Origin of the sequence: Microbacterium sp. AG790 (assembly GCF_003634765.1) — a bacterium.
Classification (GTDB): domain Bacteria; phylum Actinomycetota; class Actinomycetes; order Actinomycetales; family Microbacteriaceae; genus Microbacterium.
Window position 1 is genome coordinate 67,252 of record NZ_RBWZ01000006.1, and the last position, 21,594, is coordinate 88,845.

Here is a 21,594-nt window from a genome sequence, read left to right on the forward strand (position 1 = left end):
CGCCCCAACGGCCGGAGAAATCCGACTCCGGATGCCGCCGGTCAGAGCCGCGGCGCGGCGATCGAGGCGCCGGCGCTGACCGGCATCTCGACGAGCTCGTGGCGCACGCCCTCGTCGGGGGAGAGCAGCAGATCGGCGGCGCGACGGCCGATCTCCGCCTGCGGAAGGCGCAGGGAGACCAGTTGCGGATCGGTCGCCTCGGCGAGAACGCCGCCGTCGAAGGAGACGAGCGACACGTCGTCGGGCACCCGCAGCCCCGCTCGGCGGAGAGCCTGGAACACGCCGACCCCGACGGCGTCGTTGACGCAGATGACGGCGCGCGGGCGCGCGCCGGACGCGAGCAGGCGCTCCGCGGCATCCCGCCCGTCGTGCACCGTCCAGTCGTCGTCCACGGCGACCTCGCCGGCGAGCCGCGTGCCCGCGGCGGCCAGCTGTGCGCGGATGCCCTCCAGGCGGCGGGGGAGCGCGACCGGACCCCACTCGTGCCAGGCGCTGCCCCCGGTGCGGCCGGGCGCGAGCGTGCCGACGAACCAGATGTCGCGATCGTGACCGGCCTCCCGCAGCAGCCGTGCCGCGGTCGCGCCCGCGGCACGCTCGTTGGGGACGACCGAACTGATCGCCGCGTCGTCGGCCTCGCAGTTCATGAGCACCAGTGCGGTGTGCCGAGCGGACGCCGGGGGCGTCACGCGCCGCGTGAACATCGACGCGTACAGGATGCCGTCGATGTCGCGCGCGACGAGGTCGTCGAGGAAGCGGCGCTCCATCTCGGCATCCCCCTGCGTGTCGACGGTGAACAGCAGCAGCCCCGCCTCGCGCAGCCGCTCCAGCGCACCGCGCACCATCGAGTTGGCGAACGAGGTCGAGCTGACGAAGTCCGAGACCAGTGCGACCGTGCCCGAGCGGCCCGTGCGCAGGGTCTTCGCGGTGACGTTCGCGCGGTAGCCGAGCTCGTCGGCCGCCCGGCGAACGCGGGCCATCGTCTCGACGGACAGACGCTGGTCGAGGCGACCGTTCAACGCGAACGAGGCCGCCGAGCGCGACACGCCCGCCCTCTCTGCGACCTCGGTGAGGGTGACCCGCCGACCGGAGCTGCGCTCCGTCACAGCCCCTCGGGCATCTCGGACTCCGCCGGCTCATCGGCCAGCAGGTCGGCGACCGAGTCGAGGATCTCGTCAGGGCGGAAGGGGTAGCGCTCGATCTCGGCGTCGTCGGAGATGCCGGTGCGGACGAGAATCGTGTGCAGACCGGCCTCGATGCCGGCGACGACATCGGTGTCCATGCGGTCGCCGATCATGCCGGTGTTCTCCGAGTGGGCCCCGATGCGGTTCATCGCGGAGCGGAACATCATCGGGTTCGGCTTGCCGACCACGTACGGGGCCTTGCCCGTCGCATGCGTGATGAGCGCGGCGAACGAGCCGGTCGCCGGCACGATACCGGTGGGGGTCGGCCCGGTCGCATCGGGGTTCGTGATGATGAAACGCGCGCCGTTGTTGATGAAGCGGATCGCCTGGGTGATGCGGTCGAACGAGTAGTTGCGCGTCTCGCCGATCACGACGTAGTCCGGCTGCGTCTCGGTCTGGACGTATCCCGCTTCGTGCAGGGCGGTCGTCAGACCCGCTTCGCCGATGACGAAGGCGGTGCCGCCCGGATGCTGCGAGCGCAGGAAGTCGGCCGTCGCCAGCGCCGACGTCCAGATACGGTCCTCCGGCACTTCCAGACCCGAGATGCGCAGGCGTGCGCTCAGATCACGCGGTGTGTAGAACGGGTTGTTGGTCAGCACGAGGAACGGTGTGCCCGCATCGCGCCACTGCGCGAGAAGCTCGGCGGCCCCCGGGATCGGCTTGTTCTCGTGGACGAGGACGCCGTCCATGTCGGTGAGCCAGCATTCGATATCGGCGCGTGTCCGCATGGGGCCAGCCTAGCGGGGCGATCCGGCCGTAGTCTCGACGCGTGGCACGCGACGACTGGGACCCGAAGATGCTCCCCGACCTGTCCGGCAGACGGTACCTCGTCACCGGATCGACGGCCGGGCTCGGCTTCTTCGCGTCGTTGCAGCTGGCCGGTGCCGGTGCCCACGTCATCATGACCGGGCGCAACCCGAACAAGCTGGCCACCGCGCGCGTCGCGGTGAGGCGCCAGGTGCCGGATGCCGAGATCACGACCCTCCTGCTCGACACGAGCAACCTGGGCTCGGTGCGCGCCGCGGCCGCGACGGTGCGCGGTCGCGCGGGGCTGCACGGGCTGCTGCTGAACGCCGGCGTCGTGCACCCGCCGCGCCACCGCGAGACCACCGCGGACGGGCACGAGGTGGTGTTCGCGACCAACGCTCTCGGCCACTACGCGCTCGCCGGCGAGCTGTTGCCGCCGCTCGCCGCCGGTCGCGGTCGCATGGTGTGGGTCGGGTCGATGTCGACCGCGATGGGAAACTACGACCCCGTCGACCCCGAGCTGGAGACGAACTACTCGCCGTGGCGGGCCTATGTGCAGTCGAAGGTCGCGACGACGGCCCTCGGCTTCGAGGCCGACCGGCGCCTCCGCGCCGCGAACGTGCCGATCGCGAGTCTGATCGCGCACCCCGGGTACGCGATCAGCGGCCGCACGCGCGGCATCCTGGGGATCAACGAGCCGTCCCGGATGACACGTTTCGTCGACAATCTGCAGGCCCCGATCACGCAGTCCAAGGAGCGCGGGGCGTGGCCGCTCGTGCGCGCGCTCGTCGATCCGGAGGCGGTCGGTGGGCAGTTCTGGGGGCCGTCGCGCCTGGTGGCCGGCGCGCCCACACTCGGTCAGGCCAGCAAGCTGGCCCGGCGCGAGGACATCGCAACCCGGCTCTGGGACTACTGCGAGCACGCCACCGGCATCACCTGGCCCTACCTCAAGGCCGGCCGGCCGCGGCGCCTCTGGCGGCGCTGACGCGGGTGCCGCACGCCCGCGCTGTCCACCGCGCACGCCTGCCGGCCCCTGCGCGCGGGCCGCGGACGCGGAGCATGTGAACAGATGCGGATGCCGCGACCGCCGCGGCCCGCATCCGTTGCGCTGATCCGAATCTGCGGCGGCGCGCCGACGCCGTCAGGCGGTCAGCCAGACCGCACCGGCCGCGCCGGCGGGCAGGGCGATCGTCGCGCCGTCATCGACGCGGACCACGTCCGTTCCGGCGACCACGAGGCGGTGCCCCACATCGATGCCGGCGCCCTCCAGCGCCCGCAAAAGCTCGGGATCGCGGTCGCTGACCCGCAGCACCTCGCCCGCGTGTCCGACCTCGGCGGTCGACAGCAGCACGAACGGCAGGCGGTGGACGTTGCCCTCGGCATCCGGGATCGCGTCGCCGTGCGGGTCGAAGCGGGGGTGGCCCAGCCGCTCCGCGATGCCGGCGAGCAGGCGGTCGCTGATCGTGTGCTCGAGCACCTCGGCCTCGTCGTGCACCTCGTCCCACGCGTAGCCGAACTCCTGCACGAGCCAGGTCTCGATGAGACGGTGGCGGCGGATGATGGATGCCGCGCGCAGCCGACCCCGCTCCGTCAGTGCCACCGGTCCGTACGGGCGGTGGTCGACGAGGCCCTGTGCGACGAGCTTCTGCACCATCTCGGTGACCGTCGACGGGGCGAGCTTCAGCTCGGCCGCCAGCTGCGACGACGTCATGAGCGCGGGCTGCCACTCGGTGTGGTGGTAGATCGTCTTCAGGTAGTCGTCGATCGCGACGGAGTTCGCAGCCACGCTCCCAGGCTACCGGCCGGAACTATCCGCCGATCAAGACCAGCCACAGCAGCAAGGCGTTGAGCGCGATGAGGAACACCGAGGCGGCGACGCCGGCGAGAGTCGTCCACCAGCGGTTGCGGTACGGCCCCAACACGTCGCGGCGGGCGGTGAGCGCGACGAGCGGCACGAGCGCGAACGGGATGCCGAAGCTCAGCACAACCTGGCTGAGGATCAGCGCCCAGGTCGGATCGGCCCCGAGCGCGAGGATCACGATGGCCGGCACGAGCGTGACGAGGCGCCGCGCGATCAGCGGCACCCGCACACGCAGCAGGCCGTGCATGATCTCCGCGCCGGCGTAGGCGCCCACCGCGGTGCTCGCCAGGCCGCTCGCGAGCAGGCCGACCGCGAACATCGTCGCGACGACGCCGCCGAGTCCCGCCGCCAGGGCGCCGTATGCGCCCTCGAGGCTGTCGGTCCCGTCGACGCCGGCGAGGTTGGCGGCCGCGAGCAGCAGGATCGCGAGGTTCACGGTGCCCGCGATGATCAGGGCGATCGTCACGTCCCAGCGGGTTGCGCGCAGCAGGCGCGGCGTGGTGATGGCGCGGTCGACGGGTCGCGCGCCGGCGGAGGAGAACCGGTCGCGGGCGAGGGCGCTGTGGGCGTAGATCGCGTGCGGCATGATCGTCGCGCCCAGGATGGATGCCGCGAGCAGCACCGACTCCGACCCCTCGAATCGCGGAATCATGCCGCCGGCGACACTCGCGGCATCCGGCGGGGCGATGAAGACGCCGTAGGTGAAGCCGATCGAGATCACGACGAGCAGGCCGATCACGACGAACTCGAAGCTGCGCGCGCCGCGGCGCTGCTGGATGAGCAGCAGTGCGATCGAGACGGCTCCCGTGATGAGGCCGCCGACGGGCAGGGGGACGCCGAAGAGAAGCCAGAGGGCGACCGCGCCGCCGATCACCTCGGCGACGTCGGTGGCGACGGCGACGAGCTCGGCCTGCAGCCAGTAGGCGCGGCGCGCCCAGGGATGACGAAGGCGCTCGCCGAGGGTCTCGGCGAGGCTCTGGCCGGTGACGATCCCGAGCTTCGCGGACAGGTACTGGATGAGCCACGCCATCGCGTTGCCGAGCACGACGACCCACACCAGCAGGTAGCCGAACCGCGCCCCGGCGGTCATGTTGCTCGCGACGTTGCCCGGGTCGAGGTAGGCGACACCGGCGACCAGCGCCGGACCGAGCAGCCATGCCGCGCGCCGGGTCCGGGAGGGCACGGTCGCCGTGCGGACAGGCGCCTCGATGATCACCCCGGTATTTTTCGGCACACCGAAAAATTACCAGAGATTTCGGGTGACCGAAATGTCGAGCACGTGGCCCGAACTCCTCCACATCGACGCCTCGTCGTGACGCACGGCAGAGGCGGCCCCACGCGGACGTGTTCCGTATTCAGTCCCGCGTGGTCCGGCAGCGCAACGAGGTCGCAGAACGATCGGACCGATCGCGCGCGGCGCGTCCGTGCGGACTGAATACGGAAGGCGAGTCGGCGAGGTCGTCGGTAGCCTGGAGCGATGACCGAGCCCGTGCTGCCGCCGGATGCGGCCGCCCCGGACAGTGCTGAGCTCGAGGCTCAGTTGCCCGTCGGGGTCGGGCCGTGGCCGGGGGGACCCGACGCGTGGCCCGACAATCCCCGCTACGACCGCGACCTGCTCGCCGACGGTGATCGCCGCAACGTCGTCGACCGCTACCGCTACTGGACGATGGCCGCGATCGTGGCCGACCTCGATGAGCACCGGCATCCGTTTCACGTCGCCATCGAGAACTGGCAGCACGACATGAACATCGGCTCGATCGTCCGCAGCGCCAACGCGTTCGGCGCCGCGGAGGTGCACATCATCGGCAAGCGGCGGTGGAACCGTCGCGGCGCGATGGTGACCGACCGCTACCAGCACGTGCGGCACCACGAAGATGTCGCCGCGTTCACCGCCTGGGCGGCGGATGCCGAGATCCCCGTGATCGCCGTCGACAACGTCGACGGGTCGGTGCCGGTCGACCGCGCCGAGCTCCCTCAGCGGTGCGTCCTGCTGTTCGGCCAGGAGGGACCGGGGCTGTCCGCCGAGGCGGTCGCCGCGGCATCCGCCGTCGTCGAGATCACCCAGTACGGCTCGACCCGCTCGATCAACGCGAGCGCGGCGGCCGCGGTCGTGATGTACGAGTGGTGTCGCCGTTGGGCGTGACGCCCCGGCCGCTCACGCCCGGTCGGTGACCCACTCCGGCCGCCGCACGCGCCAGGCGAGCGTCGCGAGCCGCGCCAGCATATAGACCCCGAAGAAGCAGACGGCGAGCCACATCAGGCCGATGGCCCCGGTCGGATGCACGAGCCACAGCACCGCGAGGGCGGGCAGGTACGGGACGAGGTTGAGGCCGCCGACGGCGGCGAGATAGCGGACGTCGCCGGCTCCCATCAGCACACCGTCGAGCACGAAGACCACGCCGCACACCGGCTGCGCCACCGCCAGCACGAGGAGAGCGGGCTGCACGAGAGCGGCGACCTCGGGCGACCCGGTGAACACGAGACCGATCACGCCGGAGAGCGCCGCGATCGCAGCGCCCACGATCACCCCGAACCACCCTCCCCACGCGACGGTGCGGCCGAGCACCCGGCGAACGAACAGCTCATCACCCGCGCCGAGACCCCGGCCGATGAGCGCCTGCGCGGCGATCGCCAACGCGTCGAGCGCGAAGGCGGCGGTCGAGAAGATCGTGAACGCGACCTGCCATCCGGCCAGCTCGTCGGTGCCGAGAGCGGTCGCCGCGAAGACGGTCGCGAGGAACGCCGCGCGCAACGACACGGTGCGCAGGAACAGCCAGCCTCCCGACGCGGCGGATCCGCGCAGTCCGTCGCGCTGCGGACGCAGGGATGCCGAGTGGCGCTGCGCCAGCCGGCCGATCACGACCGCGTAGGCGCCGACCATGCCCCACTGCGCCGCAACGGTTCCGGCCGCCGAGCCGGCGATGCCCCACCCGAACCCGTAGATGAACAGTGCGTTCAGCGCCGCGTTGAGGGCGAAGCCGATCCCCGCGATCCACAGCGGCGTGACGGTGTCCTGCATGCCGCGCAGCAGGCCCGTCGCCGCGAACACGATGAGCATGGCGGGAAGGCCCCACATCGACAGCTGCAGGTAGATGAGCGCCTGGTGAGAGACATCGGGCGCCGCGCCGAACAGCGACACGAGCGCGGGTGTCGCCAGCGATCCGGCGATCGCGAGCACGACGCCCAGACCGAGAGCCAGCCAGAGTCCGTCGACGCCGGCTCGCACCGCGTCGGCATGATCACCGGCACCGAAGCGACGCGCCACCGCCGGTGTGGTCGAGTAGGCGAGGAAGACCATGAGTCCGACGATCGTCTGCAGCACGGCCGACGCGATCCCGAGGCCCGCGAGCGGCACCACTCCCAGATGGCCGACGAGAGCCGCGTCGACGATGAGGAACAGCGGTTCGGCGACCAGCGCACCCAGGGCCGGCACCGCCAGCCGGAGGATCTCACGGTTGAGGGTGGGCGCGGCCATGCGTCGAGCCTACGGGCGGGCGCCGACGCGGCGCGTCGGTCGGGGCGGGGCGTTTCGACTCGTCGCGGTGCTCCTTGCTCAACGACCGGGGGGAGGGGTGCCGCGCAACGACCGGGGGTGGGCGAACGGCGGGTGAACACGGATCGCGCGGACAGGACCGGCGCGTATCCTGTACGGCATGACCGCCCCCACCCTTCGCTCGGGTATCGAGCTGTCCGCGTTGAGCCCCGGCATCCGTCCTCAGGACGACCTGTTCCGTCACGTGAACGGCGCCTGGCTGGAGGCCACCGAGATCCCGGACGACAAGGCCCGGTGGGGGTCGTTCCACCTGATCGCCGAGCAGGCCGAGAAGGATGTGCGGGCCATCATCGAGGAGTCGACCACGGCCGAGCCGGGCACCGAGGCGCGCAAGATCGGTGACCTGTTCGCCAGCTTCATGGACACCGAGCGGATCGAGCAGCTCGGCGCGCAGCCGCTGGAGGCCCAGCTCGCGCGGGTCGACGCGATCGGCTCCGTCTCCGACCTGCTGCGCACGGTCGGCGAAATGGAGCGGGAGGGCGTCGGCAGCATGATCGGCGTCTACATCGAGCCCGACCCGGGAAACCCCGAGCGCTACGTCGCGTTCTTCGTGCAGTCCGGTCTGTCGCTGCCGGATGAGAGCTACTACCGCCTCGACAACTTCGACAAGACCCGCATCGCCTTCCGTGAGTACGTGCAGACGGTCCTCGGTCTCGCAGGCGTGGGTGCGCAGGGTGAGGATGCCGGGCGGCAGGCCGACCGCGTGCTGGCGCTGGAGACCGAGCTGGCGAGCCACCATTGGGACAACGTGCGCACCCGCGACGCCGTCGCCACGTACAACCTCATGACGTGGGACGACGTGCAGCAGCTGGTCGGCGTTGACCTCGCCCCCTGGCTGGATGCCGTCGCCCCCGGCCGCTCCGACGGCTTCGCCGAGATCAACGTGAACGAGCCCAGCTACTTCGAAGGGCTCGGCTCGCTGCTCGTCGAGGACCGCCTCGAGGACTGGAAGGCGTGGCTGCGCCTGCATGCCGTGCGCGCCTCCGCAGCCTTCCTGTCGTCCGACTTCGTCGATGCGAACTTCGCGTTCTACGGCACCGAGCTCACGGGCGTCCCCGTCAATCGCGAGCGGTGGAAGCGGGGCGTCAGCTTCGTCGAGGCGGCGATGGGTGAGGCGGTGGGCAAGGTCTACGTCGAGCGCCACTTCCCGCCCGCAGCCAAAGAGGCGATGGACGAGCTCGTCGCGAACCTCATCGAGGCCTACCGGCGTTCCATCGAGACGCTCGAATGGATGACGCCGGAGACCCGCGGGCGCGCCCTCGAGAAGCTCGACGCGTTCACGCCCAAGGTCGGCTACCCCGTGACGTGGAAGGACTACGCGGCGCTGGAAGTCGACGCCGCCGATCTGATCGGCAACGTCCGCCGCACGAACGCGTGGGAACACGAACGGCAGATCGCCAAGCTCGGCGCCCCCATCGACCGCGACGAGTGGTACATGACCCCGCAGACGGTCAACGCCTACTACAACCCGCTGATGAACGAGATCGTGTTCCCCGCCGCGATCCTGCAGTACCCGTTCTTCGAGCTGGACCGGGATGCCGCGGCCAACTACGGCGGCATCGGCGCCGTGATCGGCCACGAGATCGGCCACGGCTTCGACGACCAGGGATCGGCCTTCGACGGCACAGGGGCCCTCCGCGACTGGTGGACGGATGACGACCGTGCCGCCTTCGAGCAGCGCACCGGCGCCCTCATCGCCCAGTACGACGCACTCGTGCCGCAGGGCCTCGCCGCCGAGCACCACGTCAACGGCGCTCTCACGATCGGCGAGAACATCGGAGACCTCGGCGGGCTCGGCATCGCGATCAAGGCCTACCGCCTCTCGCTCGGGGCCGACACGACCGACGAGGATGCCGATGGTCCCGTGATCGACGGGTACACCGGCATCCAGCGGCTGCTGCTCAGCTGGGCGCAGATCTGGCAGCAGAAGGGTCGCGAGGCCGAGACGATTCGCCTCCTGACCATCGATCCGCACTCGCCCAACGAGTTCCGCTGCAATCAGATCGTTCGCAACGTCGACGAGTTCTACCGAGCGTTCGACGTCACCGAGACCGACGCGCTGTGGCTCGACGCCGACCAGCGCGTCACCATCTGGTGACCACCGCGTCGCCGGGCCGGCGATCGTCGGCGCGGCGTCCGGGCCACGACACCGCCGGCGGCGACAACATCGAGAACGGAGCATCTCGCGTGGACAGTGCAGGTCGAGCATCGTCACCACGTCGCGGTGAGGTGCGCGCACCGCTGCGTGGCGAGGCGCGAGGCGAACGGCCCTCGACGCGACGATCGCCCCGGCGCTCGTCGGGCCGTACCCGTTCGTTCTCGACCGCGCTCGCCGCGCTCGACGCCGTCGCCGCAGCGGGGGCGCAGGTCTCGGTGTGCGTCACAGATCTGGACTCGGGTGAGACGGTGCTCGCCGGCGATGCGCACCTCGTGCTGCCCGTCGCGGGCATCGGCGTCGTGCCGCTGTTGATCGAGGTCGCCGCGCAGATCGACGCGGGCACGCTCGATCCGCTCCAGATCATCGAACGCAGCTCGGTGGCGCCGGTCGCCGTCGGCGGCCTCTGGCATCGGTTGGCCGCGCCCGCGCTGCCGGTGCGCGACCTGGCCGTGCTCGCCGCCGCGGCCTCCGACGCGGCCGCCGCCAATGCGCTGCTCGAGCGCGTCGGTCTCGACGCCGTGCGGGCCCGTGTCGAGCAGATCGGCCTCGTCAAGACGGCGCTGATCGACGGCTTCCGCGACGAGCGCGGCCTCGACGACGCCCCGCACGTGGGCCTCGCCTCGACGGGCGAGCTCGTCACCCTCTTCGCCGGTCTCGTGAACGCGCAGGTCGTCTCGCCCGCGGTCAGCGCGCAGGTGTCGGAGTGGCTCAGCCTCAACCAGGATCTGGCGCTCGTCGCGGCGAGCACCGCGCTGGACCCGTTCGCGCACGACGACGACCGCCACGGGCTGCTCTTCGTCAACAAGACCGGGCGTGGCGACGGCATCCGCGCGGAGGCCGGAGTGATCGCCGGGCCCCGCGCCGGCGCCGCTTACGCGCTGATCGTCTGCTTCGACGACCTGTCGGTCGCGCATCGGCTGCGCGCGCACGAGGCGTTCCGCGCCCTCGGCCTCGACCTCATGGAGTACGTGTACTGACGGTTTCCCGCCGGCAGCACCGCCTCAGAAGACGATCGTGTGGTTGCCGTGGCGGATCACGCGGTCCTCGGCGTGCCACAGCACCGCGCGGGAGAGCACCTGACGTTCGACGTCCGCGCCGCGACGGGCGAGTTCGGCCGACGACTCGGCGTGGGTGACGCGCACGGTGTCCTGCTCGATGATCGGGCCCTCATCGAGGTCGCCGGTGACGTAGTGCGAGGTCGCGCCGATGAGCTTCACCCCGCGCGCCTTGGCCTTCTTGTACGGCTCGGCGCCGATGAAGGCCGGCAGGAACGAGTGGTGGATGTTGATCACCGGCACCCCCAGTCGCTCGAGGAACTCGGGCGACAGGATCTGCATGTAGCGCGCGAGCACGACGAAGTCGACGTTGCCGACGAGCAGCTTCAGGATCTCCTCCTCCGACGCCGACTTGTCCGGCCCCGCGACCGAGGGCACATGGAAGAACGGCACGCCGAAACTGCGGACGTCTTCGGCCGTCGTGGTGTGGTTCGAGATCACCATCGGGATGGTGACCGGAAGGTCGCCGCGGCGGTGGCGCCATAGCAGGTCGAGCAGGCAGTGGTCCTGCGTGCTCGCCAGGATCGCCATCCGCTTGGGAACCGACTGGTCGGTCAGCGACCACTCCAGCTCGAAGTCGGCGAGGGTGCGGGCGATGTCGATCTCGATCGCGGGGCGCTCGAGCGCGAAGTCGGGGCGGTGGAACACCACGCGCTGGAAGTACGCCCCGCCGCGGTGGTCGTCGGAGAACTGGTCGAACGCCACGATGTTGCCGCCGATGCGGGTGATCATCGCCGAGACGGCCGCGACGATGCCGGGCTTGTCACTGCCGTGCACGATGAGGCACGCGTGGTCGGCGGGGAGGTGGGGATCGTGCACGGGAGACATGGATCGATTCTGCCCGATCGGCGCGCCTCACCCGCGCAGGTGGCGCACCCGCCCGTCGACCACGGTGGCGTTGACCGACAGGGCCGGGACGTCCTCCGGTGCGCACTGCGTCGGATCGGCGGCGAGAACCGTGAGGTCGGCGCGCATGCCCACCGCCAGCCGACCCTCGTCGGCCGCGTGCCCCGCGGCGGCGGCCGCGCCGGTCGTGTATCCGGCCAGCGCCTGCGCGGCCGACAACGCTTCGGCCGCGCCGACCGGTTCACCGTCGCCGTGTCGGCGCGTCTGCGCCTCGGCGATGATCTCCCGGGGGTCGAACGGTGCGATCGGCCAATCCGAGCCCAATGCGAGCATCACGCCGCGATCGGCGAGGGCACGGGTGCGCCACGACTGCCCCGCCCGCGCCCGTCCGACGCGCGCGCTCCAATTGTCGCGGCCGTCGGCGCGGATGAACCGCGTGCAGTGGGTGGGCTGCATGCTCGCGATCGCGCCGCTGCCGGCGACGGCGTCGACGATGTCGTCGCCGGTCAGCTCCAGGTGCTCGATCCGGTGCAGCGAGCCGGGGTGCGCGGCGCGCGCGGCGGCGATGGATGCCGCGGCGTGGCGCACCGCAGCATCCCCGATCGCGTGGGTCGCCGTGGGCACCCCGGCCGCCGCGAAGCGCGCGATCGCCGCGGCGTAGTGCGCCGGCGACGGCCAGGTGCTGCGCACCGACTGTCCGTGGCAGTCGGCGTGGGTCAGCCACGCCGTGCCGTTGTCGATCGTCCCGTCGAGGAAGAACTTGACGCCGTGCAGCCGCCAGAGCCTGCCGCCCGATCCGGTGGCACCGATGAGCGCGTCCCAGTCCTGCTCCGTCGTCGACGGGTCGACCCACGGGTGGATCCGCAGGCGCAGCGGCATCCGGTCCGCCTCCTCGACCGCCGCGTAGAGGGCCGCCGGGTCGCCCTCGAAGTCCATGACGTGTGCGCCGGTCAGACCCGCCGCGGCCATGCGCTCCAGATGGCCGGCGAGGCGCTCGGCCACGTCGGCCAGCGCTTCGACCGGCACGAGCCGCTCGACCAGGTCGATCGCCTCGTGCTCCTGCAGCACCCCGGTCGGGGTGCCCTCGGCATCCACCGCGACGCCCGCGCCCGAGGGGAACGTGCGCGGACCGTCGACGCCCGCCCGGGCGAGCGCCGCGGAGCTGGCGAGGGCGGAGTGGGCGTCGAACATCCGCAGCAGCACGAGGGCGCCGTCGACCGCGGAGCCCAGAGAGGCGGCGGTGATCGGGGCGCCCTCCCACACATCGTGGGAGAGCCCCCAACCGAGCACCCAGGCACCCGGCGCGGCCTCGCGGCAGGCACGCGTCAGGATCGTTCGGAGCTCGCCGAGGGTGCGGACACCCTGCAGGTCGAGCCCGCGCGACACCCGCGCACCGAGAACGGGGTGCGCATGGGCGTCGACGAGGCCGGGGAGGACGACGCCGGGCAGATGCACGGTGCGTGTTCCCCGGCCGCCCCACCCGGACGTGTCACGGCGGTCGCCGATCGCGACGATCCGCCCGTCCGCGACGGCCAGAGCCTCGCCGGTCGTGCCATGGAGCGCGTCGGCGACGACGACGAGGTCGGCGGCGGTCACTGCTCCGGACCGCCGATGCCCGCGTAGGCGGCCGGTCGAGCCCGTCGCAGCACCTCGGCGAGCACGATTCCGACGAGGAACGCCACCGGGATGACACCGATGATGACCGCGTTGGTCGTGTCGTCGGCGCCGGTCAGGACGCCGATGTTGACGACGATGAGCACGAGGAAGACGAGCATCAGCACGCCGCCGGCGATGCCCGCGGGCACCGCGTACCACGGCCGGTCGGCGCGGCTGGCGCGACGGACGAAGAAGACGACGACGGATGCCGCGGCCAGGATCTGCAGCACGACGACGCCGACGACGCCCGGGGTGTTGACCCAGATCAGCAACTGGAGGTAGGGGTCGGCACCCGCGAGGGCGAAGCCACCGACGATGATCGCGGCGAGGACCGACTGCGCGAGGCCTGCGACCCAGGGCGTGCCGTTGCGCGGACGGGTGCGGCCGAGCGCGGCGGGCAGCACGCCGTCGCGGGCGAGGGCGTACGTGTACCGGTTGATCGAGTTGTGGAAGGCGAGCAGTGCGGCGAAGACGCTCGTGACGATCAGCAGCAGGAACACGCTCGTCGCGACCTGGCCGAGCCGGCTGCCCGCGGTGGCGAACAGGAACGTCTCGACGCCGTTCTCGCCGATGAAGGCCTGCACGGCGCTCTCGCCGTACGCCTGGACGAGCAGCCACGTCAGCACGAAGTAGAACAGCGTCATGGCGGCGACGGCGATGTAGGTCGCGCGGGGGATCGTGCGGTGGGGGGTGCGCGCCTCGGACCGATACAGCACCGTCGACTCGAAGCCGATGAAGGCGGCGAAGGCGAGGCCGAGCACCACCGCGAACTGCGGCGTGAAGACGTTGACGGGGGCGAAGGCGCCCGTGCCGAAGCCCTCGGGGCTGCCCCCGGTGACGAGGATCGCGACGCCGAGCACCGCGAGTGCGATGGTCTCGGCGACCAGCAGCACGCCCAGCACGCGCGCTCCGATGTCGATGCCGGTGAAGCCCATCGCCCAGACGCCGACGAGCGCGACGCCGGCGAGGACGGGCCACGGCACGTCGATGCCGAAGACGGTGGCGAGCATCGCCTTGGCGTTCACGGCGAACAGGCCGTAGATGCCGATCTGCATGGCGTTGTAGGAGACGAGGGCGAGGATGCCGGCGCCGAGGCCCATGTGCTTGCCGAGGGCGGCGGCGATGTAGGTGTAGAAGCCGCCGGTGCGGGAGATGCGGTTGGTCATCGCCATGAAACCGACGGCGAAGATCGCCAGCGCGATGCCGACGACGAGGTAGGCCGTGGGGGCTGCGGGGCCGGCGATGAGGATGGCGAGCGGGACGGTTCCTGCGATGACCGTCAGCGGCGCGGCGGCCGAGACGACGAGGAACGTGATGCCCCTCGCGCCGAGGGAGTTCTTCTTCAGGGTGCCGATGGCACCGGACGGTTCCGCTGTCGCGGAGGGTGTGGGCGTCGCCGTTGACATGTGTCCTCCAAAGGGTGAGTCTGCCCCGGTCGATGCGCCGGGTTTATCTAACGATGTTAGGCAGTATGTCTCTCGTATGCGTCGCCGACAAGTACGCTGTGTAACTGTCTTGTTTCGGGAGGTGCGTGTGGGCAGACCGTCGGTGGCGCGGCTCTCGATCGAGGGCATCGTCGACGAGGCGCTCGCGCTCATCGACAGCGGCGACACCTTTTCGATGCGTGCCCTCGGCAAACGGCTCGGCGTCGCCGCGCCCTCGCTCTACTACCACGTGGGCGGACTCGACCACCTCGTCGACCTCATCCGCGACCGCATGGTGCGGGACTTCCCGCCTCCCGTGCCGGATGACGGGCGGCCCTGGCGCGAGGAACTGGAGGCGATCCTCCGCTCGATGCGCGCCGGCTACGCCGCCCACCCGCGTCTGGTCGCCCTCCTCGTCGGCACCCCGATCACCTCCGAGACGGTGCTCGGCATCTACGAGCGGATGGCGGCGTCGCTGCACGCCGCCGGCTTCGCCCCGCACGCCGTCTCGGTCTACCTCGAGGCGCTCGACAGCTTCGCCCTGGGCATCGCGCTCGAACGCGCCGCCCCGTCCGAGGTGTGGCGGACGTCTCCCGCGACGGGCGCGCTCGCCGCGGCGAGCAGCGCATGGACGGATGCCGACGCGCGCCTGGATGCGGCCTTCGAGATCGGCCTGCAGGCCCTGCTCGACGCGATCGATCGCGCCCAGCGCGGCTGACGCCCCGGCATCCGGTCCCGCGGCTCAGACGCGGTGCGCGCCCGCGCCGAGCGTCTCGAGCTTCGCCCAGGCGATGTCGGGGTGGATGCGGCCGCCGAGGCCGCAGTCCGTCGAGGCGATGACGCGGTCGGCTCCGACGATGTCGGTGAACCGGCGGATGCGCTGCGCGACCAGCTCGGGATGCTCCACGACGTTCGTCGCGTGGCTGACGACGCCGGGCACCAGCACCAGGTCGTCGGGCAGGGCGGCATCCGCCCAGGCGCCGAACTCGTGCTCGTGGCGCACGTTGCCGGCCTCGAACGAGATCGAGCCGACGTTCGCCTGCAGCACGACGGGGAGGATGTCCTTCAGTTCGATGTCGGTGGTGTGGGGGCCGTGCCACGACCCCCAGCACAGGTGCAGACGCACCTGCTCCTTGGGAAGCCCCGCGATGGCGTGGTTGATCGCGTCGATGCGGATCTTCGTGAACGCCTGATAGTCGGCGATCGAGGGCTCCGGGGAGATCTGGTCGAAGTTCTCGGCGAGCGAGGGGTCGTCGAGCTGCAGGATGAGACCCGCCTCGACGATCGCGCGGTACTCCTCGCGCAGCGCGTCGGCCCACGCGAAGATGTGCTCCTCGTCGGTGGCGTAGTAGTCGTTGCGCACGCGTGCCGCGGATCCGGGCGCGATCGCGGTGAGGAAGCCCTGTTCGCCCGGTCGCAGCGCCGCGGTGAGGTGGTGGATGTCGGAGGCCACGGCATCCTGACCCCGGTACGCGAGCGGTCCGGTGGTCGTGGGGAAGGCGGTCGCGGTGCGTCCGGCCTCCACGGCCTCGGCGTACACGGCGGGGAACCGCTGGCGGTCGCGGCGATCGAGGAAGCTCGTCAGGCGGATCGCGCCCGGCTCCGAGCGCACCGGCGGCTCGTTGAAGGCGTTGATCTCGGTGAGCGACAGGCCGCTCACCCGCTGGAACGAGTACGACCACCAGGCGCCGTAGTCGACGGCGTTCGACATGGCCTTGCCGAACTCGCCGTCGCCGACCAGGGTGACGCCGGCGGCCCGCTGGCGCTCGACGACGTCGGCGACGGCCTGGGCCGTGAGCGCCTCGAACTCGGGCGTCGACAGCAGCGTGAAGCCGTCGTCGGCGAGGCTGCGGGCGGCGTTCGCCTCGATGAGGGCGGCGGTGCGCGGCAGGCTGCCGGAGGTGGTGGTGGCGACGGACATGGTTCTCCTCCTGAGGACGATGGCCCGCGACGCGGGCGAGTGTCAGAAGGCTCTTGCAGCGGCGACGGTCACCGGCTGCTCAAGGCGGAGGCTTCCGGTTTTCGAGCCGTCGTCAGGATACGGCGCGACGGGCGTGCGTGACGGCCGTGTGACGCCGGGTGAAACCGGGCGGCGCCCGCGCGCCGCTAGTGACCGTTCGGCAGCGCCGGGTGGTGCTCGGCGGCGGGGCGCAGCGGGATGAAGGCGGCGACCGTGAGTGCGATCACCGCGGCGACCAGTCCCAGCCAGAACGACACCTGGAAGGCGGCTGCCGTGGGAACGGTGCGTCCGTCCTGCACGCTCGACATGCTCGCGAGCACGGCGCCGACCACCGCCGCCGCCGAACTCGTCCCGAGTGAGCGGAAGAGCGCGTTCAGGCCGTTCGAGGCGCCCGTCTCGCTCTGGGGGACCGAGCGCATGATGAGCATGGGCATGGCCGCGTAGCCGAAGCCGATCCCCACGCCGATCAGGAGGTTCGCGATGAGGATGTGCCAGACGGCGGACGCGAGAAGGAGGCTGAAGCCGTACGCCGCGATGAGGGCGATCGCGCCCAGGATGAGCAGGCGGCGCGGGCCGACGGTGCTCGCGAGGCGTCCGGAGAACGGGGAGAGCACCATCATCACCAGGCCGGAGGGCATGATCACGAGGCTCGCCGCCAGCAGGGTGAGCCCGAACCCGGTCGGCGCGGGCAGCTCCAGCAGTTGCGGGTAGGAGACGTTGGAAGAGAAGAGCGAGAAGCCCATCGCGACCGAGGCGATGTTGGTGAGCAGGACGGGGCGTCGGGCGGCGACCCGCAGGTCCAGCAGAGGCTCCGGGATGCGCAGCTCGTACCATCCCCACACGAGCAGCACCGCCACCCCGCCGAGGCCGCAGCCGAGCGTCGCCGCCGACCCCCAGCCCCAGGCGTCGCCGCGCGAGATCGCCAGCAGGATGCCGAGAAGTCCCACCGCCAGCCCGAGCGCACCGGCGTAGTCGAAACGGCCCGCGGTGCGCAGGACGCTCACGGGGACGACGAGAAGGACGAGGACGAACACGACGGCGCCGAGGACCGCGGCCGTCCAGAACAGCGCGTGCCAGTCGGCGTTCTCCGTCACCAGCGCACTGATGGGAAGCCCGAGCGCGCCTCCGACGCCGAGAGTCGCACTGATGAGGGCGATGGCCGGGTCGACCCGGTCCTCGTGGAGCACATCGCGCAGGATGGAGATGCCCAGGGGGATCACGCCGGTCACCGCGCCCTGCAGGGCGCGGCCGACGATCAGCCAGATCAGTCCGGTCGACACGGCGGCGATCACCGACCCGACCACCAGCGTCGCCAGCAGCACCAGGACGATGCGCCGCTTGCCGTACATGTCGCCCAGGCGTCCGGCGATGGGCGTGATGACGGCGGCCGCGAGCAGCGTCGCGGTGACCACCCATGCCGTGTCGTCCCTGTTCGCGTGCAGCAGATCGGGCAGGCGCGTCTGAATGGGAACGACGAGCGTGAACATGAATGACGACGCGAGCCCGGCCAGCGCCAGCACGGCGACGATCGCGCCCTGCGGCGGCATCCGGGTCAATCGTCGTCGGGCATCGTCATCAGCGGGCATCCTTTCAGGCTATCGGCCGCCTGATGCGGTGGCTCCGGCATAGGGTGACGGCATGGCGGACCTCGACAGCCGGACCCTCGACGGGTTTCGCATCCGGCCCCTTCGCACGATGGAGCAGATCGCGGCGGCATCCGCCGTGCTCAGCGAGGTGTGGGGCGGTGACCGCACGGGCATGCCGCCGAACCTCCTGCGTGCGCTCGCGCACGTCGGCAATTACGCCGTCGGGCTCTATGCCGTGCCGACGGGGGATCCCTCGGCGGAGCGCATGATCGGCGCGTCGGTCGGCTTCTTCGCCGCCCCCGACGACCGTTCGCTGCACTCGCACATCACCGGCATCGTCGGCGATCATCGCGGGCGGGGACTCGGACGGCTGCTGAAGCAGCACCAGCGCGAGTGGGCTCTGACGCGCGGCGTCCACCGGATCACGTGGACGTTCGACCCGCTCGTCGCCCGCAACGCCTCCTTCAACCTTCGTGTGCTCGGCGCGCGGGTCGGAGAGTACTACGTGGATCACTACGGCGCGATGGACGACGGCGTGAACCGCGGTGACGAGAGCGACCGCATCTTCGCCGTCTGGGACCTGGATGCGCCCGCCGCCGCGCCGCGCGAGCGCGACATCGTCACCACCGTGGAGGTTCCCGCCGACATCGAACGGCTCCGCCGAGATGCCCCGGGCGAAGCGCTGGACTGGCGGTACCGCGTGCGGGAGGCGTTCCTCGGGCTCACCGAGGACGGCTTCGCGGTGGCCGGGTTCGACGAGCGCGGCTACCTCTTCGTTCGCTCCGGGGTGGCGTCGTGAGCGGGGGCGGCGCCGTTGCCGACGATTGGACTCCCCACCGTCGCGACGACGGCGAGCGGTTGGGGTGGATCCGCCCCGACGGCGACGCGTGGACGGCGATCGACGTGCTGGGGCGGGTGGTCGCGGCATCCGTCGAGTGGCTGGATGCCGAGGAGGCGCTCGAGCAGCGCGGCCTCGCTTTCCTTGCCGAGCCTTGGATTCTCGAGCGCGGCGAGGGCGCGCCGGTGCGGGTCCGGCTCGTCGAGGTGACGCCGGCGCGGATCGTCGTCAAGGTCGACGACTACGGCGACATGAGCCGGCCGCACGAGGGCATCGTGCTGCCGTGGCCCCTGCCGCCGCAGCTGCGTCCGCCGCGGCCGGGCGATCCGGACGGGTTCACCCTGTCGCGCTGAGGAGTGCCTCACGCGAAAGATTGTGCACAACTGAATTGTGTGCAATGCTTTTCGCATGCCCGCTCCCGCCACACTCGACGAGTTCGTCTGCTTCGCGATGTACACCGCCTCGCACGCGACGACGCAGGCCTACCGCGAGCTGCTGAAGCCCTGGAAGCTCACCTACCCGCAGTACCTCGCGATGGTCGTGCTCGCCACGGGCGAGCGCACCGTCAGCGGCCTCGGCGAGGAGCTCGCACTGGACTCCGGCACCCTCTCGCCCCTGCTGCGGCGGCTCGAGGACCGCGGGCTGGTCTCGCGCCGGCGGGATGCCGCCGACGAGCGCGTGGTGCGGGTCGCCCTCACCGCCGCCGGTCGTGACGTGCACGCCGAGGTCGTCGCCGCGGCCGGCTGCCTCGTCCCGGCATTCGTCGACAGCGGCCGCAGCCTCGCCGACCTGCTCGACCAGCTCGCGGCGATCACCGCGAACATGCGCGCGCTCGCCGCAGACCTGCGCACCGCCGCCTGAGCGGCGCGCCCTCCCGCCTCCACGAAAGGAAGAACAATGGAAACTCTCTACACCGCCGAGGCCCTCGCCACCGGCGGCGGCCGCAATGGGCACGTCCGCACGACCGACGGCATCCTCGACTTCGACGTGCGCGTCCCCAAGGAGATGGGTGGTGCCGGTGAGGCGCCCAACCCCGAGCTGCTCTTCGCCGCCGGTTACGCGGCGTGCTTCCACAGCGCGCTGCAGAGCGTCGCCCGCGCGCAGAAGGTGAGCATCGAGGGCTCGAGCGTCGGCTCCCGGGTCGGCATCGGCCCGAACGGCCAGGGCGGCTTCCAGCTGGCGGTCGAGCTCGAGGTCAACATCCCCGACGTCGACCTCGCCGTCGCTCAGCAGCTCGCTGACGCGGCGCACCAGGTGTGCCCGTACTCGAACGCCACGCGCGGCAACATCGAGGTCAACGTCACCGTCGTCGACGACTGACTTCGCGAAGCCGCGTCATATCGCACGGCATCCGTCATCTCTTGAGTGAAGACCTCGAGAGGACGGATGCCGTGCGCATTTTCATCACCGCCATCACCGAAGCCCTCCTGCCGCGGGCTCCGCGTCGTAGCACCTACGTCGCCCCGCGCTTCGCCCTGCTGCGAGCGCCCCGCTGAGCACGCCCGGCGGCGCGCGTTTCCGTCCGGGTGCCCGCGGGGCGCGCGGCGTAGCCTGAGCGCATGCCGATCGTCCGCCCCGCCGCGCCCGTGCGCATCGACGCCGTCGAGCTGCGGGTGCTCCATCTGCCGCTCGTCTCGCCGTTCACGACGTCGTTCGGCACCGAGACCGTACGCGAGGTCATCGTGGTACGCGTTCGCACCGGCGACGGCGACGGGTGGGGAGAGATCGTCACCCAGCAGGCGCCCCTCTATTCCAGCGAGTACACGCAGGGCGCGTGGGACGTGACCCAGCGCTTCCTCGCGCCGGCGCTGTTGGATGCCGCGGCGGAGGGTGTCGCGCCCGAGCAGGTATCGACTATCCTCGCGCCGTTCGTCGGGCATCGCATGGCGAAGGCGGGGCTCGAGCTGGCCGTTCTCGACGCGGCGCTCCGTGCCGCGGGGCGCCCGCTGGGCGAGTACCTCGGCGCCACGGTCGACCGCGTGCCGAGCGGTGTCTCGGTCGGCATCCAACGCGACCCGTCGGCCCTCGTCGACGCCGTCGGCGGCTACCTCGACGACGGCTACGTGCGCATCAAGATCAAGATCAAACCCGGTCGCGACGTCGCCGACACCGCGGCGGTACGTGACGCGTTCGGGGCGATTGCGCTGCAGGTGGACGCGAACTCCGCCTACACGCTCGCGGATGCCGACACCCTCGCCGAGCTGGACCGCTTCGACCTCCTGCTGATCGAGCAGCCCCTGCAGGAGGACGACATCGTCGACCATGCCGCGCTCGCCGCGCGTCTTCGCACGCCGATCTGCCTCGACGAGTCGATCGTGTCGGCCAAGGCGGCGCGCGACGCGCTCGCCCTGCGCGCCGCGGCCATCATCAACATCAAGGCGGGCCGCGTCGGCGGTTACCTCGAGGCCGTGCGTGTGCACGATCTGTGTCGCGAGGCGGGGGTGCCTGTCTGGTGCGGAGGGATGCTGGAGACCGGCATCGGCCGCGCGGCCAACGCGGCGCTGGCCGCGCTCCCCGGATTCACGCTGCCCGGCGACGTCTCGGCATCCGACCGCTTCTACGCCCGCGACATCGTGCGCGAGCCGATCGTTTTGGAAGACGCGCACGTCCGCGTGCCGACCGCGCCCGGCATCGGCGTCGAGATCGATCCCGTCGCGCTCGAAGACGCGACCGTCGCGCGGGTCGAGCTGCGGCGCTGACCCCGCCGGCGAGCGGTCGAAAGCGCCGCC

The 21,594-nt window shown here is 71.4% G+C and carries 20 protein-coding genes; 10 read left to right on the forward strand and 10 right to left on the reverse strand.

Annotation, left to right across the window (positions count from 1 at the left end):
- Positions 1-41: 41 nt before the first annotated feature.
- Together DEU37_RS00920 and DEU37_RS00925 are read right to left on the reverse strand one after the other, a co-directional pair.
- Positions 42-1,103, reverse strand: coding sequence for a LacI family DNA-binding transcriptional regulator (locus DEU37_RS00920; RefSeq protein ID WP_121188840.1), 1,062 nt, complete (start codon positions 1,101-1,103; stop codon positions 42-44).
- Positions 1,100-1,909 (reverse strand): HAD-IIA family hydrolase, encoded by an 810-nt coding sequence (locus tag DEU37_RS00925; protein WP_121188841.1) that lies wholly within the window; start codon positions 1,907-1,909, stop codon positions 1,100-1,102. The genes DEU37_RS00920 and DEU37_RS00925 overlap by 4 nt, the downstream gene beginning before the upstream one ends.
- Before the next feature lie 68 nt (positions 1,910-1,977).
- On the opposite strand from DEU37_RS00925, the gene DEU37_RS00930 reads away from it, so the two are divergent.
- Positions 1,978-2,913, forward strand: coding sequence for an SDR family NAD(P)-dependent oxidoreductase (locus DEU37_RS00930; RefSeq protein ID WP_121189596.1), 936 nt, complete (start codon positions 1,978-1,980; stop codon positions 2,911-2,913).
- Positions 2,914-3,069: 156 nt separating this feature from the next.
- On the opposite strand, the gene DEU37_RS00935 is transcribed toward DEU37_RS00930, so the two are convergent.
- Both DEU37_RS00935 and DEU37_RS00940 read right to left on the reverse strand, forming a co-directional pair.
- Positions 3,070-3,714, reverse strand: coding sequence for a metal-dependent transcriptional regulator (locus tag DEU37_RS00935; RefSeq protein ID WP_121188842.1), 645 nt, complete (start codon positions 3,712-3,714; stop codon positions 3,070-3,072).
- 22 nt (positions 3,715-3,736) lie between these two features.
- Complete coding sequence (locus DEU37_RS00940; protein ID WP_121188843.1) at positions 3,737-5,005, reverse strand: Nramp family divalent metal transporter; 1,269 nt, start codon at positions 5,003-5,005, stop codon at positions 3,737-3,739.
- A gap of 261 nt (positions 5,006-5,266) precedes the next feature.
- On the opposite strand from DEU37_RS00940, the gene DEU37_RS00945 reads away from it, so the two are divergent.
- Positions 5,267-5,932 (forward strand): TrmH family RNA methyltransferase, encoded by a 666-nt coding sequence (locus DEU37_RS00945; protein ID WP_121188844.1) that lies wholly within the window; start codon positions 5,267-5,269, stop codon positions 5,930-5,932.
- Positions 5,933-5,944: 12 nt separating this feature from the next.
- Here DEU37_RS00945 and DEU37_RS00950 read toward each other — a convergent pair whose 3' ends face one another.
- On the reverse strand, positions 5,945-7,264 hold the full coding sequence (locus tag DEU37_RS00950) for an MATE family efflux transporter (RefSeq protein ID WP_121188845.1): 1,320 nt from the start codon (positions 7,262-7,264) through the stop codon (positions 5,945-5,947).
- 178 nt (positions 7,265-7,442) lie between these two features.
- Here DEU37_RS00950 and DEU37_RS00955 point away from each other — a divergent pair, with 178 nt between their 5' ends.
- Positions 7,443-9,440 (forward strand): M13 family metallopeptidase, encoded by a 1,998-nt coding sequence (locus tag DEU37_RS00955; RefSeq protein WP_121188846.1) that lies wholly within the window; start codon positions 7,443-7,445, stop codon positions 9,438-9,440.
- An 89-nt stretch (positions 9,441-9,529) separates the two neighbouring features.
- Positions 9,530-10,477, forward strand: a complete 948-nt coding sequence (locus tag DEU37_RS00960; protein WP_259457088.1) for a class A beta-lactamase-related serine hydrolase — start codon at positions 9,530-9,532, stop codon at positions 10,475-10,477.
- A 24-nt stretch (positions 10,478-10,501) separates the two neighbouring features.
- Here the strand turns inward: DEU37_RS00960 and purU are convergent, their stop codons facing one another.
- The 3 genes from purU to DEU37_RS00975 are packed head-to-tail and all read right to left on the reverse strand — an operon-like array spanning position 10,502 to position 14,463.
- Positions 10,502-11,383, reverse strand: a complete 882-nt coding sequence (gene purU / locus DEU37_RS00965) for a formyltetrahydrofolate deformylase (protein ID WP_121188847.1) — start codon at positions 11,381-11,383, stop codon at positions 10,502-10,504.
- 27 nt (positions 11,384-11,410) lie between these two features.
- Entirely contained in the window at positions 11,411-12,997 is a 1,587-nt protein-coding gene (locus tag DEU37_RS00970; protein ID WP_121188848.1) for an amidohydrolase, read from the reverse strand.
- The gene (locus tag DEU37_RS00975) at positions 12,994-14,463 is read right to left on the reverse strand and encodes an APC family permease (RefSeq protein ID WP_121188849.1); all 1,470 of its coding nucleotides are present in this window, start codon (positions 14,461-14,463) and stop codon (positions 12,994-12,996) included. Before DEU37_RS00975 ends, DEU37_RS00970 begins: the two co-directional genes overlap by 4 nt.
- A gap of 127 nt (positions 14,464-14,590) precedes the next feature.
- Here DEU37_RS00975 and DEU37_RS00980 point away from each other — a divergent pair, with 127 nt between their 5' ends.
- Entirely contained in the window at positions 14,591-15,199 is a 609-nt protein-coding gene (locus DEU37_RS00980; protein ID WP_183043551.1) for a TetR/AcrR family transcriptional regulator C-terminal domain-containing protein, read from the forward strand.
- Between the two features lie 24 nt (positions 15,200-15,223).
- On the opposite strand, the gene DEU37_RS00985 is transcribed toward DEU37_RS00980, so the two are convergent.
- Complete coding sequence (locus tag DEU37_RS00985) at positions 15,224-16,402, reverse strand: cobalamin-independent methionine synthase II family protein (RefSeq protein WP_121188850.1); 1,179 nt, start codon at positions 16,400-16,402, stop codon at positions 15,224-15,226.
- Between the two features lie 185 nt (positions 16,403-16,587).
- A complete protein-coding gene (locus tag DEU37_RS00990; RefSeq protein ID WP_005047924.1) occupies positions 16,588-17,988 on the reverse strand; it encodes an MFS transporter in 1,401 nt (466 codons plus the stop codon).
- Between the two features lie 91 nt (positions 17,989-18,079).
- Between DEU37_RS00990 and DEU37_RS00995 the strand changes: the two genes are divergently transcribed.
- From DEU37_RS00995 to menC, 5 genes are all read left to right on the forward strand, one after another.
- Positions 18,080-18,826, forward strand: coding sequence for a GNAT family N-acetyltransferase (locus DEU37_RS00995; RefSeq protein WP_121188851.1), 747 nt, complete (start codon positions 18,080-18,082; stop codon positions 18,824-18,826).
- A complete protein-coding gene (locus DEU37_RS01000) occupies positions 18,823-19,218 on the forward strand; it encodes a hypothetical protein (RefSeq protein ID WP_121188852.1) in 396 nt (131 codons plus the stop codon). Before DEU37_RS00995 ends, DEU37_RS01000 begins: the two co-directional genes overlap by 4 nt.
- A 55-nt stretch (positions 19,219-19,273) precedes the next feature.
- Positions 19,274-19,726 (forward strand): MarR family winged helix-turn-helix transcriptional regulator, encoded by a 453-nt coding sequence (locus tag DEU37_RS01005; protein WP_121188853.1) that lies wholly within the window; start codon positions 19,274-19,276, stop codon positions 19,724-19,726.
- A 36-nt stretch (positions 19,727-19,762) separates the two neighbouring features.
- Positions 19,763-20,185, forward strand: a complete 423-nt coding sequence (locus DEU37_RS01010; protein ID WP_005047915.1) for an organic hydroperoxide resistance protein — start codon at positions 19,763-19,765, stop codon at positions 20,183-20,185.
- 239 nt (positions 20,186-20,424) lie between these two features.
- Entirely contained in the window at positions 20,425-21,564 is a 1,140-nt protein-coding gene (menC, locus tag DEU37_RS01015; RefSeq protein WP_121188854.1) for an o-succinylbenzoate synthase, read from the forward strand.
- Positions 21,565-21,594: the final 30 nt, after the last annotated feature.

Bases quoted from the DNA above. Each gene is read 5' to 3' on its own strand.
- DEU37_RS00925 (WP_121188841.1), bottom strand. From the start codon at position 1,909: ATGCGGACACGCGCCGATATCGAATGCTGGCTCACCGACATGGACGGC.
- DEU37_RS00990 (WP_005047924.1), bottom strand. From the start codon at position 17,988: ATGCCGCCGCAGGGCGCGATCGTCGCCGTGCTGGCGCTGGCCGGGCTC.
- purU (WP_121188847.1), bottom strand. From the start codon at position 11,383: ATGTCTCCCGTGCACGATCCCCACCTCCCCGCCGACCACGCGTGCCTC.
- menC (WP_121188854.1), top strand. From the start codon at position 20,425: ATGCCGATCGTCCGCCCCGCCGCGCCCGTGCGCATCGACGCCGTCGAG.
- DEU37_RS01005 (WP_121188853.1), top strand. From the start codon at position 19,274: ATGCCCGCTCCCGCCACACTCGACGAGTTCGTCTGCTTCGCGATGTAC.
- DEU37_RS01010 (WP_005047915.1), top strand. From the start codon at position 19,763: ATGGAAACTCTCTACACCGCCGAGGCCCTCGCCACCGGCGGCGGCCGC.
- DEU37_RS00945 (WP_121188844.1), top strand. From the start codon at position 5,267: ATGACCGAGCCCGTGCTGCCGCCGGATGCGGCCGCCCCGGACAGTGCT.
- DEU37_RS00950 (WP_121188845.1), bottom strand. From the start codon at position 7,264: ATGGCCGCGCCCACCCTCAACCGTGAGATCCTCCGGCTGGCGGTGCCG.
- DEU37_RS00995 (WP_121188851.1), top strand. From the start codon at position 18,080: ATGGCGGACCTCGACAGCCGGACCCTCGACGGGTTTCGCATCCGGCCC.
- DEU37_RS00930 (WP_121189596.1), top strand. From the start codon at position 1,978: ATGCTCCCCGACCTGTCCGGCAGACGGTACCTCGTCACCGGATCGACG.
- DEU37_RS00985 (WP_121188850.1), bottom strand. From the start codon at position 16,402: ATGTCCGTCGCCACCACCACCTCCGGCAGCCTGCCGCGCACCGCCGCC.
- DEU37_RS00975 (WP_121188849.1), bottom strand. From the start codon at position 14,463: ATGTCAACGGCGACGCCCACACCCTCCGCGACAGCGGAACCGTCCGGT.
- DEU37_RS00955 (WP_121188846.1), top strand. From the start codon at position 7,443: ATGACCGCCCCCACCCTTCGCTCGGGTATCGAGCTGTCCGCGTTGAGC.